Raw genomic sequence first — 16,205 nt, forward strand, 5'->3', positions numbered from 1 at the left:
GTAACTGGATAACTGACCGTTGCTGGTGCGCGGAGCCTACTGTCCGTGCGTGGGGGCCGGGGCCCGAATTGCCGGGCTCCGGCCCCTGGGTTCGGGGTGGCGGGGGTCGGGTGCTACTTCTTGGCCTGGGTGATGCGCAGCATGTTGCCGGAGGGGTCCCGGAAGGCGCAGTCGCGGACGCCGTACGGCTGGTCGATCGGCTCCTGGAGGACTTCGCCACCCGCTGCGCGGACCTTCTCGAACGCCGCGTCCACGTCGTCGGAGGTGAGGATGACGCCGCGCAGCATGCCCTTGGCGAGCAGTTCGGCCATGGTCTGCCGGTCGGCGGCCGGGGCGTTCGGGTCGGCGAGCGGGGGCTCCAGGACGATCTCCACGTCCGGCTGGGCGGGGGACCCGACGGTCACCCAGCGCATGCCTTCGAATCCGACGTCGTTGCGCACCTCCATTCCCAGGGCGTCGCGGTAGAAGGCGAGCGCCTTGTCGTGGTCGTCGACGGCGATGAAGCACTGCGAGAGCTTGATGTCCATGGCTTTCACGCTACGGGCGGGGCTTTCGATCCGCTTCTCCATTCCTGACCGGTCGGGTGAGCATCTTGGCGACGCACGCGGGGATGGTCTCGCCCTCCTCGTGGGGGCGGGCCCGGTAGGCGCTGGGGCTCTCCCCGACCAGCTCCGTGAAGCGGGAGCTGAACGAGCCCAGTGACGTACAGCCGACGGCGAAGCAGACGTCAGTGACCGACAGGTCGCCCCGGCGCAGCAGTGCCTTGGCCCGCTCGATGCGGCGGGTCATGAGATAGCTGTACGGGGTCTCGCCGAAGGCGGCGCGGAAGCTGCGGGAGAAGTGGCCCGCCGACATCAGGGCGTCGCGGGCCAGCGCGGGGACGTCGAGCGGTTCGGCGTACTCGCGGTCCATGCGGTCACGGGCCCGACGGAGCCGGACCAGGTCCTCCAGCCTCACTCCCTCACCTTCCTCTCCTCACCCTCCCACGGCGCCCGGAGCCCGGCCCGCAGCCCGCAGCCCGCAGCCCGGACCATCGTCCGCGGTCCCGTCACCACTCGCGCTCCGCGATCAGCTCCTCCGGGTCCGCGTCCTCGAAGCCGTACGCCGTGGCGATGGTCCAGAAGGCCTCGCCTATCTCCTCGCGGGCGACCGTCTCGATCTCGCTGCCCGCCGCGTCGAACTCCTCCTCCAGGTCGTTGAAGGCCTCGGTCGCCACCGCGGTCAGCGCGTACAGCGCGGTGAGGTCCGCCGGGCGCTCCGCCTCGATCCGCTCGCACAGGGCGTGCAGGATCGCCGTGCCCTTGTCCAGGACATGGTCGGGGAAGTAGTCGTCCTCGTACAGCACAGCCAGGAAGGTGTGGCCCGCGAGCTGTTCGTTCGTGATGGTCATCGTGCCCCCCCGATACATACCGCCGCCGTCTGTGTCCGATGGTCCCCCATGCCACTGACAATCGGGTCGCCCCTCGGCCTCCGCCGAGGCCGCCCCTTGGCCTTTACCCGTGCGTCGCGTGCCGAGCATCACCCTGGACAGCTACCACAACCGGCGGGTAACTTCGAAGGGAGTCTGAGCAAGCGCTTAGACATGTTCAGCCGGTTTCCGCGAGTTTCCCGCGGATCAACTGCCGATCTAGGAGGCATCCCGTGCGCCGTACGGTATTCAACGAGGACCACGAGGCGTTCCGGGAGACCATCCGCGCCTTCATCGCGGCCGAGGTCGTGCCGGTCTACGACGAGTGGTTCGCCGCGGGCCAGGCTCCGCGCGACTTCTACCTCAAGCTCGGTGAGCTGGGCATCTTCGGCATCGAGGTCGACGAGGAGTACGGCGGCGCGGGCATCGAATCGCACAAGTACGGGGCCGTCATCTACGAGGAGACCGCCCGCGCCGGCGTCACCTTCGGCGGCTCCGGTGTGCACACGCTGCTCGGCCTCCCGTACATCAAGATGCTCGCCACCGACGACCAGAAGAAGCGCTGGCTGCCGAAGTTCGCGACCGGCGAGGAGATGTGGGCCCTCGCGATGACCGAGCCGGGCACCGGCTCCGACGTCGCGGGCATGAAGACCACCGCGAAGCTCTCCGAGGACGGCACGCACTACGTCCTCAACGGTGCGAAGACCTTCATCACCGGTGGCGTCCACGCCGACCGCGTCATCGTCTGCGCCCGTACCGCCGCCCCGCGCGAGGACGACCGCCGCTTCGGCATCTCCCTCTTCGCCGTCGACACGAAGTCCGAGGGCTACTCGGTCGGCCGCAAGCTCGACAAGCTGGGCCTGAAGGTCTCCGACACCGCCGAGCTGGCGTTCGTCGACGTCAAGGTCCCGGTCGAGGACCTCATGGGCGAGGAGAACAAGGGCTTCGGCTACCTCGGCACCAACCTGGCCTCCGAGCGCTGGGGCATCGCCTTCGGCGCGTACGCCCAGGCCGCGGCGGCCGTCCGGTTCGCCAAGGAGTACGTCCAGGACCGCACGGTCTTCGGCAAGACCGTCGCCTCGTTCCAGAACACCAAGTTCGAGCTGGCCGCCTGCCAGGCCGAGGTCGACGCGGCCCAGGCCGTCGCCGACCGTGCGATGGAGGCCCTGGACGCCGGTGAGCTCACGGCGGCAGAGGCCGCCTCCGCGAAGCTGTTCTGCACCGAGGTCGCCCACCGCGTCATCGACCGCTGCCTCCAGCTGCACGGCGGCTACGGCTTCATGAACGAGTACCCGATCGCCCGCCTGTACGCGGACAACCGCGTCAACCGCATCTACGGCGGCACCAGCGAGGTCATGAAGTCGATCATCGCCAAGTCCATGGGCCTGTAAGGGACTACCTTCACTCCATGAACGAGAGTCCCGATCCCCTGCTCGATCTGCTCCACCTGCTCGACCTGGAGCAGATCGAGCGGGACATCTTCCGGGGCGAGAGCCGCAGCGCGCTCGTGCCCCGGGTGTTCGGCGGCCAGGTCGCGGCCCAGGCGCTCGTCGCCGCGGGCCGCACCGTTCCCGCCGACCGGGCCGCCCACTCGCTCCACTCGTACTTCCTGCGGGCCGGCGACCCGGGCGCGCCCATCGTCTACACCGTCGACCGCATCCGGGACGGGAAGTCCTTCACAACCCGCCGCGTCGTCGCCGTCCAGCACGGGCAGCCGATCTTCCACCTCTCCGCGTCCTTCCAGACGTACGAGGAGGGCATGGAGCACCAGGCCCCCATGCCCGCGGCCCCGGACCCGGAGACCCTGCCGACGGCCGCCGAGATGCTGCCCCGGTACGCGGACCGCTTCAGCGATCCCGGCGTTGTAGACCGGCTGATCGAGGCGCGGCAGGCGGTGGACCTGCGGTATGTGGACGCGCCGCCGTTCGGCACGGTGGGCGAGCCGCGCGAACCCCGCTCCCAGGTGTGGTTCCGGACCAACGGCAAGCTCGCCGACGATCCGCTGCTGCACGTCTGCATGGCGACGTACGTCTCCGACATGACCCTGCTCGACTCGGTGCTCCTCGCCCACGGGCGGGGCGGCTGGGCGGTCGGGGACGTGGTCGGGGCCAGCCTGGACCACGCGATGTGGTTCCACCGGCCGTTCCGGGCGGACGAGTGGCTGCTGTACGACCAGGAGTCGCCGTCGGCCTCCGGTGGACGCGGCCTGGGCCAGGCCCGCATCTACACCGCCGACGGCCGCCTCGCGATCACGGTCATCCAGGAAGGCGTCGTCCGTATCCCGCGAGGATGACGCACATCCCCCGAGGATGATGCGCATCCCGCGAGGATGAACAGCCCCTTAAGTCGCTATTCCGACATACTCCCCACCATGAGCGACGCGAAGGCCAACAAGACAGCTGACGGTGGGGAGTCCACCTTCACCGTGATCGTGGCGACCCTCGCCAACCTCGGCATCGCCGTGGCCAAGGCCGTCGCCGGGCTGATCAGCGGCTCCAGCGCGATGCTCTCCGAGGCGGCCCACTCGGTCGCCGACACCGTCACCGAGGTCATGCTCCTCACCGCCCTGAAGCGGAGCGGGAAGCCGGCCGACGAGGACCACCCCCTCGGTTACGGCCCCGAGCGCTACATCTGGGCGATGCTCGCCTCCATCGCCACCTTCGTCGGCGGGGCGGTCTTCTCGATCTACGACGGGGTGCACACCCTGGTCGCGGGCGAGGAGCTGGGCGACCCGCTCGTCTCCTACATCGTCCTGGCCGTCGCCTTCCTGCTGGAGGGCTACTCGCTGCGCACCGGGGTCAAGCAGGTGCGGCGCGAGGCGTCCCGGCTGCGGGTGCCGGACACGTACTACCTGCGCCACACCCCCGACACGGCCGTGAAGGCCGTCGTGATGGAGGACTCGGCGGCCCTGATCGGCCTGCTGCTGGCAGCGGGCGGTCTGCTGGGCGGGCAGCTCTCCGGCTCGGGCGTCTGGGACGGGATCGCGTCCTGCCTGATCGGCCTGCTGCTCGTGTACGTCGCCTGGGTGCTCGGCCGGTCCAACGCCCAGCTGCTCATCGGACGGCCGCTGCCCGAGGCGGTGCGGTCCGGGGTGCGCGAGGAGCTGCTGTCGGTGCCGCACATCGTGGAGGTCCTGGAGCTGACCACGCTGATCCAGGGGCCGGACGAGATCCTGATCGCCGCGAAGATCGACTTCCGGGACATGGCCACCGCGGCGGAGGTCGAGTGGGCCTGCGAGGAGGCGGAGGACCAGTTGCGCGAGCGGTTCCCGTCGGTCCGGCGGGTGTATCTGGACCCGACGCCGGGGCGGGCGCAGCGGCTGCGGCACCCCGAGCGCTGACGCCCCGGGACGCCGGACGCCACGCCCCGTACCCCCTTCCCGCACGACCACGACACCGCCGCGTGATGCACCTCACGGGGCTCAACTCCCCGCGCGTACAACCCTTTCGGGTCATCGGCGATCAAGACTGTGCGGTCGTTGTGACCGCACACGTTTTCGGGTCCGCCCTTTCACGATCCGAATCCGCCCGCCGACAGTCGATCATGGAGACTCCTCATGTCCCAGCACTCCCGCAAGAGGTTGACGTCCGGCAAGAAGGCGATCCTCGGCGTCAGCGCACTGGCTGCCTCCGGGCTCGCCGTCGGCCTGCTCGTCACTCCGTCCGCGGTGGCGGAGGGGACCGGTGCGGCCGAGGCGCTGAAGCAGAACGAGGCGGCGGTCGCCGACGCGAGGGCGGCGAAGTCCGCCGCGCCCAAGAGCCTGGCCGCGAGATCAGCCGGCTCCACCGTTCTCTCCGGCGTCACCGTCAACGGAGGCAACAGCGCCGCCGTCGGAACGAAGAACACGCAGACGATCACCGTGAAGTGGAAGCTCAGTGGCGGGTCGACGCTCTACGGCAGCCACGCGTCGCTCTGGCGTGGCACCGACATCACCAGCGGACCGGAGCAGTTCATCACCTCCGAGCAGTTCAATGCGGGCACCGAACCCTGCGTTCCGTCCGGCGACGCCACGTTCGACTGCACAGCCACCTACAAGATCAACCCCCGGATCGACCTGAAGAACGAGGATGCCGGAGCCTGGAAGATCAGCCTCTGGGCAGTCACCGACGCGATCACCGGCGTGGACACCGACAACGCCAGGACCTGGTACCTCCAGCGCTGGTCCCGGCTGAGCAACAACGCGGCCCCCGAGCCCGTCGCCAAGGGCAAGACGATCACGATCACCGGCAAGCTGGAGCGGGCCAACTGGGACACGTACAAGTACGCGGGCTACACCCAGCAGATCGTCCACCTCCAGGAGCGTTCGCTGACCGGCTCGTACGCCACCACCAGCAGTCACCGCACCGGCACCGGCAGCCAGGCCGGCGTGGAGAAGAAGACCCGCACCGCGACCACCGACCGCTGCTACCGCTACGCGTTCGAGGGCACCTCCACCACGCCTCCGGTCAACGGCACCGGTGACTGCGTGGACGTGCGCTGAGTCCCCGGCCTCGCTGACCACACCGGGTCAGCGAGGCGACGGGCCCCTGCCCGTCCCGGTGTCGCCCGCCTGCGGATCCGGTGACGCGGGCCGGGCCGGCCCGCTCCTTGCGGCCACGCCGCCGTGGCTCACCGGCTCACGGCGTCAGCTCCGCCACCGCTTTCGCGATCCGGCGCTCGCGTGTCGCGTCCGTCTTCGCCCCCTCGACCGAGGCGACGTGCGCCTTCTGGCGGCTGGGCGCGAGCGCGGCGAACGCCTCCGCCGCCCCGGGGGCCGCCGCCAGCGCCGCCGCCAGGTCCTCGGGCGGCTCCACCGTGCGGGGCGCGGTGTCGAGGGTCAGCTCCACCTCGATGGCGTCCCCGCCGCCGATGCCGGTCGCCTTGCGCTTGTCCGCGCTGAACGGGATGAGGTACTGGCCGCCCATCGGGGCGATCGTCGAGCGGTACGCGTATCCGTTCACCGTGACGTTCACCGGCGGGCGCTTGCCCGCGCCGAGGGCCTCGACCACGTCCTCCGGCACCTCGATGCCGGTGTTGTTCCCGGTCTGGAACATCGTCGTGCTGAACTTCACGGCCCGCACCCTTCGTCTCCGCCGGCTTCTCCCCGGCTGTCGTCAGTGCAGACGCCCGCCGCGCCGGAAACTCATCGCCGACGGGATCCCTACGCCGCAGGCTCCTCGACGGCCGGTTCCGCGGGCTCCTCCTCCAGCAGCCCCGCCGCGTGCAGCAGGTAGTCCGTCATCGGGTCGTAGAAGCGCGGGTCGGTGACATGGTCGTCCAGCGGGACCGTGACCTGGAGGGTGCCCTCCGACTCGCCGAGGAAGAGGGCCGGGTCGTTGCAGTCGGCGTAGCCGATCGCGTCCAGCCCCCGCTGTCCGGCGCACCCCGCCCAGCCGTGGTCGGCGACGACGAGGTCGGGCAGCGGGCGGCCCAGGTGGGCCATGGCGTCCAGGATGGCCGTCATCGGGGCCGGGGAGTGGGTGTGCCAGAGGGTGGCCCCGCGCTCCAGCATCGCGACGTCGGCGAACTGGACGACCAGCCCCTCGTCCGCGATCAGCCCCGACGGGATGCGGACGATCTCGCAGCCCGCGCGGCGCAGCGCGTCCGCCGTCTGCCGGTGTACGTCCAGCAGGCCGCCGGGGTGGCCGGTGGCGAAGAGGACCCGCTCCCGGCCGTCGGCGGCCTTGCGCAGACGGGCCGCCATCCGCTCCAGGGCGTCGACCGTCAGCTCGGGGTCGATGGTGTCCTGGCCCTGCCGGTGGGCGGGGTCGTCGTTCACCCCGCAGCGCTCGGCCATCACGGCGAGGACGTCCTGCTCGTCGGTCCAGCGGTCGCCGAGCTCCAGACCGAGCCAGTAGTGGCGGTCGCCGTTGGCGAGCTTCCGGTAGTGGGAGAGGTTGTTGTCGCGTGGTGTGGCGACGTCCCCCGCGATACGCGTACGGACGAGGTGGTCGACGAGGGCGGCGCGGCTGGGTATCGGCATGGACCCATTGTGCCGTCCGGTGTGCGGGGTGTGCCCGGTGTCCTGATCAACGGACAGCCCGGATCCGGCGGACGGTCCGGTGCGGCGGACACGGCGGGGAGCCGGCGAACGGCCGCCCTCCCAGCTCGGCGGCCAACCCACCGCACGGCCCGCACGCGCCCCCGTAAGTCTTCCGGGACTGTTCACCCCCGCGTGACCTGGCTCTTCCTTCTCCGGGCGGGCGCCGGGCTCGAATGGAACCACCCAGAGGTCTGGACCAATCGAGTCGCGCCAAACCGGTGTCCGATTCCCTTCGTCGCACCCCTTCCGGGCGAGTGGTCTATACCTCTGACATTAGGGTGGGCCATCGGGAACGGGAACAGAAAAACGGGCACATACGCAGCCGTGGGGGGCTTTATGACCGTGCATCATCTTCCGCAACCTCCGTCCGACGACGAGCTGTACTGGTACTTCGGGCCACAACGCCGCTGGGTGCTGGTGAGCAGTTCGCTGGCCTTCGTCTTCACCGCGGCGACGATGTTCACGTTCGCCTTACGGACCCCGGCGCTCTGGGCGTTCCTCGCGATCCTCGGGCTGAACGTGGTGGCCCTGCTGCTGTCCTCGGCGAACAGCCTGCGGCAGCGCCGGCTGACCCGGGCCTCGCACGACGTGCTGGTGCGCGCCTGGCGGCCGGCCGCACTGCCGACCGTCGACCTCTACCTGCCGACCTGCGGCGAACCCCTCCCCGTCCTCGCCAACGCCTACCGCGCGGTCGCCGCCCTCGACTGGCCCGACGCGCTCACCGTCTGGGTGCTGGACGACGCCGACCGGGCCGAGGTGGCCGCCCTGGCCGCCGAGCACGGCTACCGGTACGTCGTACGGCCCGACCGGGGGCACCTGAAGAAGGCGGGGAACCTCAACCACGCCCTCCCCCTCTCCGACGCCGAGTTCATCGCGATCCTGGACGCGGACTTCGCGCCCCGGCCGGACTTCCTGCGCCATCTGGTCCCCTACTTCGCGGACCCGGCCGTCGGCATCGTGCAGAGCCCGCAGTGCTTCGACACCGACGCGGGCATGGACTGGATCCAGCGCGCCGCCGGGGCCGCGCAGGAGTGGTTCTTCCGCTGGATCCAGCCCTCCCGGGACGCCGCCGACGCCGCGATCTGCTGCGGCAGCAACGCCGTCTACCGGCGCTCCGCGATCGACCTGGCGGGCGGTTTCGCCCGGCTCGACCACAGCGAGGACCTGTACACCGGACTCGCCCTGCACGAGCGGGGGTTCCGCACCCAGTACGTCCCCGTCCTGGTCGCCAAGGGCACCTCGCCGGACACCGTCACCTCGTACGTCAACCAGCAGTACCGGTGGGCGATGGGCAATCTGCACCTCCTCGGCACCCCGGTGCTGAAGCGGATGGGCGCGCCCTGGCGGATGCGGCTGTGCTACTACGAGGGCGTCGTCGGTTACCTGACCACGGCCGTGAACACCTTCGCCGCCCCGCTGCCGCCGCTGGTGATGATGTTCGGGTATCCGGACGACGTCCGGCCCTGGCACGTCCTGCCGCTGCTCGCCCCGCTGTGGCTGTGGCACGTGCTGATGCCCCGGATCAGCCGGACCCGGTGGCGGGTCGAGGTGATCCGCGCGGGCGTCCTCACCAGCGTGGCCGCCGCCACCGCGTTCTGGCACACCCTGCGGGGCCGCAGCGCCGCCTGGGTGCCCACGGGGGTGCGCAGCAGCGGGAGTCCGGGCTCGATGGCCCGCCGGGTCGTGGGCGTCTCACTGGTCTGGCTCGTCCTGTCCAACGCGGCCGCCACCGCGGGCCTCGCGCTGACCGTCGCCCGCAACGGCTGGGCGCCCGCCTGGGGGCTCGGCCTCTACCTCCTGGTCCAGCTGCACATCAACGTGCCCCTGATCAGGGACCTCACCCGGGAACTGCCCCTGTCCAGGTCCAGGCCCAGGTCCAGGTACCTGTCCGGGTCGCGGTCCCGGCCGGTCCCCCGTACGGGCGTGCTGCCCCGCCGCTGGCCCGAGGCCCTCGCCGCTTCCGCCGTCCTCCTGCTCACCGGTCTGCTCGCCTCGGGGTGGGTCGACCCGATGCTGCCGTGGCTGAGCTGAGCCGTCCCGAAAGGCGCCACCCGATGCCCATCCTCCTCGCACCCGGCCACCGCCGGAAGCGGTCCGCTCCCGCAACCGTCGCGCCCGGCCGCCCGGGCGGTGAGTCCGGGCCCAGCCCGCACCGGGCCGCCTTCCGGCCCGACATCGAGGGGCTGCGCGCGGTCGCCGTCCTCGCGGTGCTCGCCTTCCACGCCCAGATACCGGGGGCGGCGGGCGGCTTCGTCGGCGTGGACGTCTTCTTCGTCATCTCCGGCTATCTGATCACCGGGCTGCTGGTCCGGGAGGCGATCACCACCGGCCGGATCCGGCTCGGCGACTTCTTCTCCCGGCGGGCCCGACGGCTGCTGCCCTCCGCCGCCGTCGTCCTCGCGGCGGTCGCGGTCGCCGGGGCCTGGCTGACCGTGCCGCTGCGCCGCGCCGACCTGGAGCACGACGTCCTCGCCGCCGCGCTGTCCGTGGCCAACTGGCGGTTCGTCTCCCAGCGGACCGACTACCTCGCCGCCGGGCACGACCAGAGTCCGCTGCTGCACTTCTGGTCGCTCGCCGTCGAGGAGCAGTTCTATCTGGTCTGGGCCCCGCTGCTAACAGTGATCGTGCTGACCGCCGCCCGTGCGGTGCGCCGGGGCCGGGCCGTGCGCGCGGTCGTGGCGCTGGTCACCGCCGGTGCGGCCGTCGCCTCGTTCGCGCTGTCCCTGCACTGGACGCGGGACTCGGTCTCGCTCGCGTACCTCGGAACGCCGTCGCGCGTCTGGCAGTTCGCGGTCGGCGCGCTGCTGGCGCTGCTGCCCTGGCATCTGCTGCGCGGGCCGCGTCCGCTGCGGCTGGTGTGCGGATGGGCGGGGGCCGCGGCGATCCTCTGGTGCGTCGTGGCGTACGACGTGTCGACCCCGTACCCCGGTCACGCGGCGCTCGTGCCGACCCTGGGGGCGGCCGCGGTGATCCTGGCGGCGATACCGGGCCGGGGCGAGCGGGACGTCCAAGGCGCTTACGGGGTGGGCCGGTTGCTCGCCGCAAGGGCGCCCCGGGCCGTCGGGCGGCTCTCCTACACCCTCTATCTGTGGCACTGGCCGGTGCTCGTGCTCGCCGAGGCCCGGCTCGGGGCGCTCGGCTGGCCCGCGAAGACCGCGTGGACGCTGGCCGCCGTGCTGCCCGCGCTCGCCACCATGCGGTGGGTCGAGCAGCCGCTGCGCCGCAGCCGTACGGTCTCCGAACTCCCGCGCCGGGGGCTGGCGGTGGGGATCTCCGCCGTGGTCCTGCCGGTCGTGCTGGCGCTGGTCGTCGGCACCACGACGCTGCGTCTGCTGGGCCCGGCCACCCCCGTCGACGTCGGGAGCCTCCCGCCGGGCGCGGCGGGCGGGCCGTCCCTGCTGTCCCGCGCCGACGGCTCCGTACTCGCCGACGGGCCCGTGGTGCCGGGACCGGCACAGGCCCGCGGGGACTTCCCGCCGGACGGGGGCTGCCAGGTGGCCCCGGCGGTGACGAGCAGCCCGCCGTGCCTGTTCGGGGCGGTGGACAGCCCGGACCGTGTGGTCCTGCTCGGCGACTCGCACGCCGGGCAGTGGTTCTCCCCGCTGCTCGCCCTGGCCTCCCGGCGCGGCTGGGCGCTCCAGGAGCTGGTCAAGCAGGGCTGCCCGCTGCCGGAACTGACCGTGAAGAGCCCCCAGTTGGGCCGCGTCTACCGGGAGTGCGACACCTGGCGGGACGACGCCCTGGACCGCCTTCGTACGGGGCCGAGGCCCCGGCTGATCGTGATCGCCTCGCTCAACCGGTACACCGCCGACCCCGAACTCCTCACCGCCGCCTGGGAGAAGACGCTGAAGCGGCTCCGGGCGGCGGGCGCGCCGATCGTCTACGTCGAGGGCACGCCCGTACCGGGGACGGACATCCCGGCGTGTGTCTCCGGCGCTCCGGACGAGACGGCCGCCTGCGCGTTCGACCGGGCGGAGGCGCTTCCCCCGGATCCGCTGGCGCGGCGGATCGCGGCGGGCGCGGTGCCGGGTGTGCGGTCCGTCGGCGTGAACGCGGTGCTGTGCCCCGGTGACGGCCCGACGTGCCCCGCCGTACGGGACCGGATCCTGCTCTACCGGGACGAGACCCACCTGACGAACGTGGCGGCCGTCGTCCTGGCCCCGAGGCTGGAGAGGCTGCTGACGGAGTCGGGCGCGCTGCCGGTCACCGCTCCCGGCGGCCCCGGGGAGCCGGCCGGCCCCACACGGTGACGGTGCGCAGGAGCCGTTCGACGGGGCCGAACCGGTGGCGCTTCATCAGGCGGGCGGAGGCGGCGAGCTGGAGAACGTAGAAGAGCAGCGCCCCGCCCAACGCGGCAGCCGCCCCCGTCCGGCCGTACAGGGCGGCCCCGTAACCGGTGAAGACGAGCGCCATCACGAGGGACTGCGCCAGATAGTTGGTGAGCGACATCCGGCCCGCGGGGGCCAGCTTCGCGGCGAGGCGGGCGCCGCGCGGGGTGGTGAACCACAGGAGCAGGCCGCTCGCGTACGCGGCGCTGAGCGCCGGGGCGGTGAGCATGCCGACGATGAACGTCGGGACGGCCCAGCGGACGCCCAGCGGGCCCACCGTGCCCGCCGCCATGAGCGCCCCGCCGGGCAGCCCCACGGCCAGGCCCACGACGAGGATCCGGCGCAGCCGGGCCGTCCGGTCCGGGTCGCCGGCGGCCGGGGCGGCGGTGAGGAGGCGGCGCCTGCCCGCCGTGAACCCGGCCAGGAACGCGGCGACGACCATGCCGCCCATCAGGAACAGCCCGGCCAGCACCTCCGGCCAGGCGGCGATGTTGGCCCCGATCACGTCGCCCGGTCCGCCCCGGTACGCGGCGGCCTGCTCGGCGAGCGTGGCGGGGGGCGTGCCGTCGTCACCGGTGTCCACCAGGGCGACGAGCGCCCCGAGGAGGAGGTAGAGCGCGGCCACGACCCCGTACACCCAGAGCGCGGCCCGCCACATCCTGCCCGGGTCGGCGGAGCGCGTGGCGAACAGGACCAGGCCGAGGACGGCGTACGTGGCGAGGATGTCGCCGGGGTACAGCAGCGCCGCGTGCAGGAGCCCCAGCACGAACAGGGCGAGCAGGCGGCGCAGCATCCTCGGCGCGAAGGCGGCGCCGTCGCGTTCGGCGGCGTCCATCTGGAGGGTGAAGCTGTAGCCGAAGAGGAACGAGAACAGCAGATAGAACTTGGTCTGCACGAACATCATGACGAGCCAGTACGCGACCTGGTCGACACCGCTGGTGTGCGGTCCGCCGCCGCGCTGCCCGTCGAGGCCCGCCATCACCAGGACGTTGGCGAGGAAGATGCCGCAGAGTGCGAAGCCGCGCAGGGCGTCGACCTCGACGATGCGGCGGGGCCGGGCCGCTCCGGCCGTGGGCTCGATGGTTTCCGGGCGTTGCAGCACGCGTCCCTCGCGGTTCGGTCTGGATGTCTCGTCCTGTTCTCGGTCCCTCGGCCGACGCGGGGCCCGGCCGGCTCCCGCCCGGCGCGCCCGTGCGTCCGACGGCACGGGTGCGCCCGTGCGTCCGTCGGCACGGGTGCGCCCGTGCCTCCTACGGCACCGCGGAGAGGACCGTCACCACGGTCACCGCGGAGATCGCGGCCTGGAGGTCGCGGATCGCCTCGCCCACGCTCACGCCCACCCAGTGGCCCTCGGCGATCTCGGCCATGCGCGGGGCGACCTGCTTCTTCGGCAGGTCGGGGAAGGCCTGGCGGTGCATGCCCGTGGCGTGCACGAGGGCGACGAGCGCGCTGGTGCGGGCGTCCGGCTCGGCTCCACCCAGCACCACGGCGGCCAGCCGGGCACGCAGCTCACGCTCGACCGTTCCGTCGGCCTCCGGGTAGCGGCGCACCGGGAAGACCCCGAGGGCCCGGTGCTTCTCCTCGGTCACCAGGCCGCGGGCGACGAGGCTGTCCACGACGTCCTGGGAGCCCTTGGCATGGTCCCGGGTCAGCCAGGCGACGACCTTGCGGCTGCTGGAGGTCTCGTGGACCCAGCGCGTGAGCCGGCCGAGCCGGCCGTCCAGCAGGGCGCCGCCGGTCGGGGTGGGGTCGAAGACCTCGACGCGGCCGCCCTTGACGGTGACGCGCCCCGCCATGACCAGCTCCAGGAGCATGCCGGCCGCCACGCCCCAGCGGGCGGCGGACTCCCCCTTCGCCGCGCCGGTCTCGTCGTCCAGCGACAGCAGCATGATCTCTTCGCCCAGTGAGACGGTCATGGTGCGGCTCCCCGATTCGTTGCGTGTTGACCGGTCGTACGTGTCGACTCGACCGGAGAGACGTACGTACCCCGTTCGTGGTTGCTCGGAACCCCGAGCCGCCCGGGCGGAAAAGCCGCAGCTCAGGAGGGTTCCGCCGCGGCGAAGGCACCCCGGGCCAGCCGGTGCAGCAGGGCGGCGGTCGCCGCGCGGCCGGGCAGGGCGTCGGGGCGGGCCAGGTGCGGGGTGGAGTTCAGCAGGCCGAAGACGGCGTGCACGGTGACGCGGGCCCGGTTCTCGGGCAGCGACGGGTAGAGGGCGCGGACGACGCCGACCCAGACCTCGACGTACTCCCGCTGGAGCCGGCGCACCCGCTTGCGGTCCGTGTCGCGCAGCCGGTCGAGCTCCCGGTCGTGGAGGGTGATCAGGGGGCGGTCGTCGAGGGCGAAGTCGATGTGGCCCTCGATGAGCGCGTCCAGGAGGGCCTCCGGGGAGCCGTCCCCCCGGGCCTCGTCCTCCGCCACCCGCAGCCGTCCGCCCTCCAGCAGGCGTTCACTGATGCCCACCAGCAGCTCGGCGAGCATCGCGTCCTTGCCGGGGAAGTGGCGGTAGAGGCCGGGGCCGCTGATCCCGACGGCGGCGCCTATCTCGTCGACGCCGACACCGTGGAAGCCGCGCTCGGCGAAGAGGCGGGCGGCCTCCCGGAGGATCTGCTCGCGGCGGGTGGGGGCCGCGACGCGGGCGGCGGCATGGGTGCTCATGAGGATTCATTCTAGACAGGGTCGTTAGCGGTCGTTAACCTGAGGGAAACGCGTTAACGCTCATTAACAGCACGTCCAACAACCGGCACGTCTCAACAACCGGCACGTCTCAACAGCACGTCAACGCTTTTCACCACTGCGGTACGGGCAAGGGGGCTCGACACGATGCAGCAGGCACCGGTCCTGGCGAGCGCGGCCGATCCCGCCTCGGAGGCCTGGCAGGCCAACGAGGCGGCGCATCGCGCGCTCTCCGACGACCTGGCGGAACGCCTCGCCACGGCACGGCTGGGCGGGGGTGAGAAGGCACGGGCCCGCCACGAGGCGCGCGGCAAGCTGCTCCCCCGGGACCGGGTGGACACCCTTCTCGACCCGGGTTCGCCGTTCCTGGAGCTGGCCCCGCTGGCGGCGAACGGGATGTACGGGGACCAGGCCCCCGCCGCGGGCGTCATCGCGGGCATCGGGCGGGTCTCCGGCCGGGAGTGCGTGATCGTCGCCAACGACGCGACGGTCAAGGGCGGCACGTACTACCCGATGACCGTGAAGAAGCACCTGCGCGCCCAGGAAGTGGCGCTGGAGAATCGTCTCCCCTGCCTGTACCTGGTCGACTCGGGCGGCGCGTTCCTGCCGATGCAGGACGAGGTCTTCCCCGACCGGGACCACTTCGGGCGGATCTTCTACAACCAGGCCCGGATGTCGGGGGCGGGCATTCCGCAGATCGCGGCGGTGCTGGGCTCCTGCACGGCGGGCGGGGCGTACGTCCCGGCGATGAGCGACGAGGCCGTCATCGTCCGCAACCAGGGCACGATCTTCCTCGGCGGCCCGCCGCTGGTGAAGGCCGCGACCGGCGAGGTCGTCACGGCGGAGGAGCTGGGCGGCGGCGAGGTCCACTCCCGTACGTCGGGGGTCACCGACCATCTCGCGGAGGACGACGCGCACGCGCTGCGGATCGTCCGCAACATCGTCGCGACCCTCCCGGACCGGGCCCCGCTCCCCTGGTCGGTCGAGCCGGCCGAGGAGCCGAAGGTGGACCCGGCGGGGCTGTACGGGGCGGTCCCGGTGGACTCCCGCACCCCCTACGACGTACGCGAGGTGATCGCCCGGGTCGTGGACGGCTCCCGCTTCCAGGAGTTCAAGGCGGAGTACGGCCAGACGCTGATCACCGGCTTCGCCAGGATCCACGGCCACCCGGTCGGGATCGTCGCGAACAACGGCATCCTGTTCTCCGAGTCGGCCCAGAAGGGCGCGCACTTCATCGAGCTGTGCGACCAGCGCGGCATCCCGCTCGTCTTCCTCCAGAACATCTCCGGCTTCATGGTCGGCCGGGACTACGAGGCGGGCGGCATCGCCAAGCACGGCGCGAAGATGGTCACGGCGGTGGCGTGCACGCGGGTGCCGAAGCTGACGGTCGTCGTCGGCGGTTCGTACGGCGCGGGCAACTACTCCATGTGCGGCCGGGCCTACAGCCCCCGCTTCCTGTGGATGTGGCCGAACGCCAAGATCTCGGTGATGGGCGGTGAGCAGGCGGCCTCCGTCCTGGCCACCGTCAAGCGCGACCAGCTCGGCGACGACTGGAGCGCCGAGGACGAGGAGACGTTCAAGGCCCCGATCCGCGCCCAGTACGAGACCCAGGGCAACGCGTACTACGCCAGCGCCCGGCTCTGGGACGACGGGGTGATCGACCCCGTGGACACCCGGCAGGTCCTCGGCCTCGCCCTGACCGCCTGCGCCAATGCCCCGCTGCCCCAGAAGGACCCGGCCGGGCCCGGCTTCGGCGTCTTCCGGATGTGAGGA

The 16,205-nt window shown here is 72.1% G+C and carries 15 protein-coding genes; 7 read left to right on the forward strand and 8 right to left on the reverse strand.

From position 1 onward, the window contains the following. Nucleotides 1-113: 113 nt before the first annotated feature. The 3 genes from IE140_RS27910 to IE140_RS27920 form a co-directional block, all read right to left on the reverse strand. Nucleotides 114-527: a VOC family protein gene (locus IE140_RS27910; protein WP_010062862.1), complete on the reverse strand. Its 414-nt coding sequence runs from the start codon at nucleotides 525-527 to the stop codon at nucleotides 114-116. A 10-nt stretch (nucleotides 528-537) separates the two neighbouring features. Further along, nucleotides 538-957, reverse strand: coding sequence for a helix-turn-helix domain-containing protein (locus tag IE140_RS27915; protein ID WP_150193084.1), 420 nt, complete (start codon nucleotides 955-957; stop codon nucleotides 538-540). Nucleotides 958-1,048: 91 nt separating this feature from the next. Then, on the reverse strand, nucleotides 1,049-1,390 hold the full coding sequence (locus IE140_RS27920) for a DUF5713 family protein (protein ID WP_150193083.1): 342 nt from the start codon (nucleotides 1,388-1,390) through the stop codon (nucleotides 1,049-1,051). Nucleotides 1,391-1,641: 251 nt separating this feature from the next. On the opposite strand from IE140_RS27920, the gene IE140_RS27925 reads away from it, so the two are divergent. The 4 genes from IE140_RS27925 to IE140_RS27940 all read left to right on the forward strand — a co-directional run bounded on the left by IE140_RS27925 (nucleotide 1,642) and on the right by IE140_RS27940 (nucleotide 5,888). Beyond that, entirely contained in the window at nucleotides 1,642-2,799 is a 1,158-nt protein-coding gene (locus tag IE140_RS27925; protein ID WP_109178617.1) for an acyl-CoA dehydrogenase family protein, read from the forward strand. A gap of 17 nt (nucleotides 2,800-2,816) precedes the next feature. After that, nucleotides 2,817-3,701, forward strand: coding sequence for an acyl-CoA thioesterase (locus tag IE140_RS27930; protein ID WP_100563927.1), 885 nt, complete (start codon nucleotides 2,817-2,819; stop codon nucleotides 3,699-3,701). Nucleotides 3,702-3,779: 78 nt separating this feature from the next. Next, nucleotides 3,780-4,748, forward strand: coding sequence for a cation diffusion facilitator family transporter (locus IE140_RS27935; protein ID WP_189460806.1), 969 nt, complete (start codon nucleotides 3,780-3,782; stop codon nucleotides 4,746-4,748). 216 nt (nucleotides 4,749-4,964) lie between these two features. Beyond that, nucleotides 4,965-5,888, forward strand: coding sequence for a calcium-binding protein (locus IE140_RS27940; RefSeq protein ID WP_150193081.1), 924 nt, complete (start codon nucleotides 4,965-4,967; stop codon nucleotides 5,886-5,888). 136 nt (nucleotides 5,889-6,024) lie between these two features. On the opposite strand, the gene IE140_RS27945 is transcribed toward IE140_RS27940, so the two are convergent. Together IE140_RS27945 and IE140_RS27950 are read right to left on the reverse strand one after the other, a co-directional pair. Then, nucleotides 6,025-6,459: a YdeI/OmpD-associated family protein gene (locus tag IE140_RS27945; RefSeq protein WP_150193080.1), complete on the reverse strand. Its 435-nt coding sequence runs from the start codon at nucleotides 6,457-6,459 to the stop codon at nucleotides 6,025-6,027. Between the two features lie 89 nt (nucleotides 6,460-6,548). Then, entirely contained in the window at nucleotides 6,549-7,370 is an 822-nt protein-coding gene (locus IE140_RS27950; RefSeq protein ID WP_150193079.1) for a phosphatase, read from the reverse strand. 396 nt (nucleotides 7,371-7,766) lie between these two features. Between IE140_RS27950 and IE140_RS27955 the strand changes: the two genes are divergently transcribed. Continuing rightward, nucleotides 7,767-9,461 (forward strand): glycosyltransferase family 2 protein, encoded by a 1,695-nt coding sequence (locus tag IE140_RS27955; RefSeq protein ID WP_150193078.1) that lies wholly within the window; start codon nucleotides 7,767-7,769, stop codon nucleotides 9,459-9,461. Nucleotides 9,462-9,484: 23 nt separating this feature from the next. Further along, complete coding sequence (locus tag IE140_RS27960) at nucleotides 9,485-11,680, forward strand: acyltransferase family protein (RefSeq protein WP_150193077.1); 2,196 nt, start codon at nucleotides 9,485-9,487, stop codon at nucleotides 11,678-11,680. On the opposite strand, the gene IE140_RS27965 is transcribed toward IE140_RS27960, so the two are convergent. From IE140_RS27965 to IE140_RS27975, 3 genes are all read right to left on the reverse strand, one after another. Continuing rightward, nucleotides 11,634-12,860, reverse strand: coding sequence for a DUF418 domain-containing protein (locus tag IE140_RS27965; RefSeq protein WP_229826924.1), 1,227 nt, complete (start codon nucleotides 12,858-12,860; stop codon nucleotides 11,634-11,636). The two genes, IE140_RS27960 and IE140_RS27965, sit on opposite strands and share 47 nt — an antisense overlap. Nucleotides 12,861-13,008: 148 nt before the next feature. Then, on the reverse strand, nucleotides 13,009-13,674 hold the full coding sequence (locus IE140_RS27970; protein WP_093444800.1) for a GOLPH3/VPS74 family protein: 666 nt from the start codon (nucleotides 13,672-13,674) through the stop codon (nucleotides 13,009-13,011). 122 nt (nucleotides 13,675-13,796) lie between these two features. Then, nucleotides 13,797-14,414, reverse strand: coding sequence for an SACE_7040 family transcriptional regulator (locus IE140_RS27975; protein WP_010070835.1), 618 nt, complete (start codon nucleotides 14,412-14,414; stop codon nucleotides 13,797-13,799). Between the two features lie 165 nt (nucleotides 14,415-14,579). Here IE140_RS27975 and IE140_RS27980 point away from each other — a divergent pair, with 165 nt between their 5' ends. After that, complete coding sequence (locus IE140_RS27980) at nucleotides 14,580-16,202, forward strand: carboxyl transferase domain-containing protein (RefSeq protein WP_032774824.1); 1,623 nt, start codon at nucleotides 14,580-14,582, stop codon at nucleotides 16,200-16,202. Nucleotides 16,203-16,205 lie beyond the last annotated feature (3 nt).

Source organism: Streptomyces parvus, assembly GCF_014648875.1.
Lineage (GTDB): Bacteria > Actinomycetota > Actinomycetes > Streptomycetales > Streptomycetaceae > Streptomyces > Streptomyces parvus.

What these genes read in the sequence shown, in the direction of transcription:
- IE140_RS27980 (WP_032774824.1), top strand. Translation starts at nt 14,580, where the DNA reads ATGCAGCAGGCACCGGTCCTGGCGAGCGCGGCCGATCCCGCCTCGGAG.
- IE140_RS27910 (WP_010062862.1), bottom strand. Translation starts at nt 527, where the DNA reads ATGGACATCAAGCTCTCGCAGTGCTTCATCGCCGTCGACGACCACGAC.
- IE140_RS27970 (WP_093444800.1), bottom strand. Translation starts at nt 13,674, where the DNA reads ATGACCGTCTCACTGGGCGAAGAGATCATGCTGCTGTCGCTGGACGAC.
- IE140_RS27940 (WP_150193081.1), top strand. Translation starts at nt 4,965, where the DNA reads ATGTCCCAGCACTCCCGCAAGAGGTTGACGTCCGGCAAGAAGGCGATC.
- IE140_RS27950 (WP_150193079.1), bottom strand. Translation starts at nt 7,370, where the DNA reads ATGCCGATACCCAGCCGCGCCGCCCTCGTCGACCACCTCGTCCGTACG.
- IE140_RS27930 (WP_100563927.1), top strand. Translation starts at nt 2,817, where the DNA reads ATGAACGAGAGTCCCGATCCCCTGCTCGATCTGCTCCACCTGCTCGAC.
- IE140_RS27960 (WP_150193077.1), top strand. Translation starts at nt 9,485, where the DNA reads ATGCCCATCCTCCTCGCACCCGGCCACCGCCGGAAGCGGTCCGCTCCC.
- IE140_RS27955 (WP_150193078.1), top strand. Translation starts at nt 7,767, where the DNA reads ATGACCGTGCATCATCTTCCGCAACCTCCGTCCGACGACGAGCTGTAC.
- IE140_RS27975 (WP_010070835.1), bottom strand. Translation starts at nt 14,414, where the DNA reads ATGAGCACCCATGCCGCCGCCCGCGTCGCGGCCCCCACCCGCCGCGAG.
- IE140_RS27920 (WP_150193083.1), bottom strand. Translation starts at nt 1,390, where the DNA reads ATGACCATCACGAACGAACAGCTCGCGGGCCACACCTTCCTGGCTGTG.
- IE140_RS27935 (WP_189460806.1), top strand. Translation starts at nt 3,780, where the DNA reads ATGAGCGACGCGAAGGCCAACAAGACAGCTGACGGTGGGGAGTCCACC.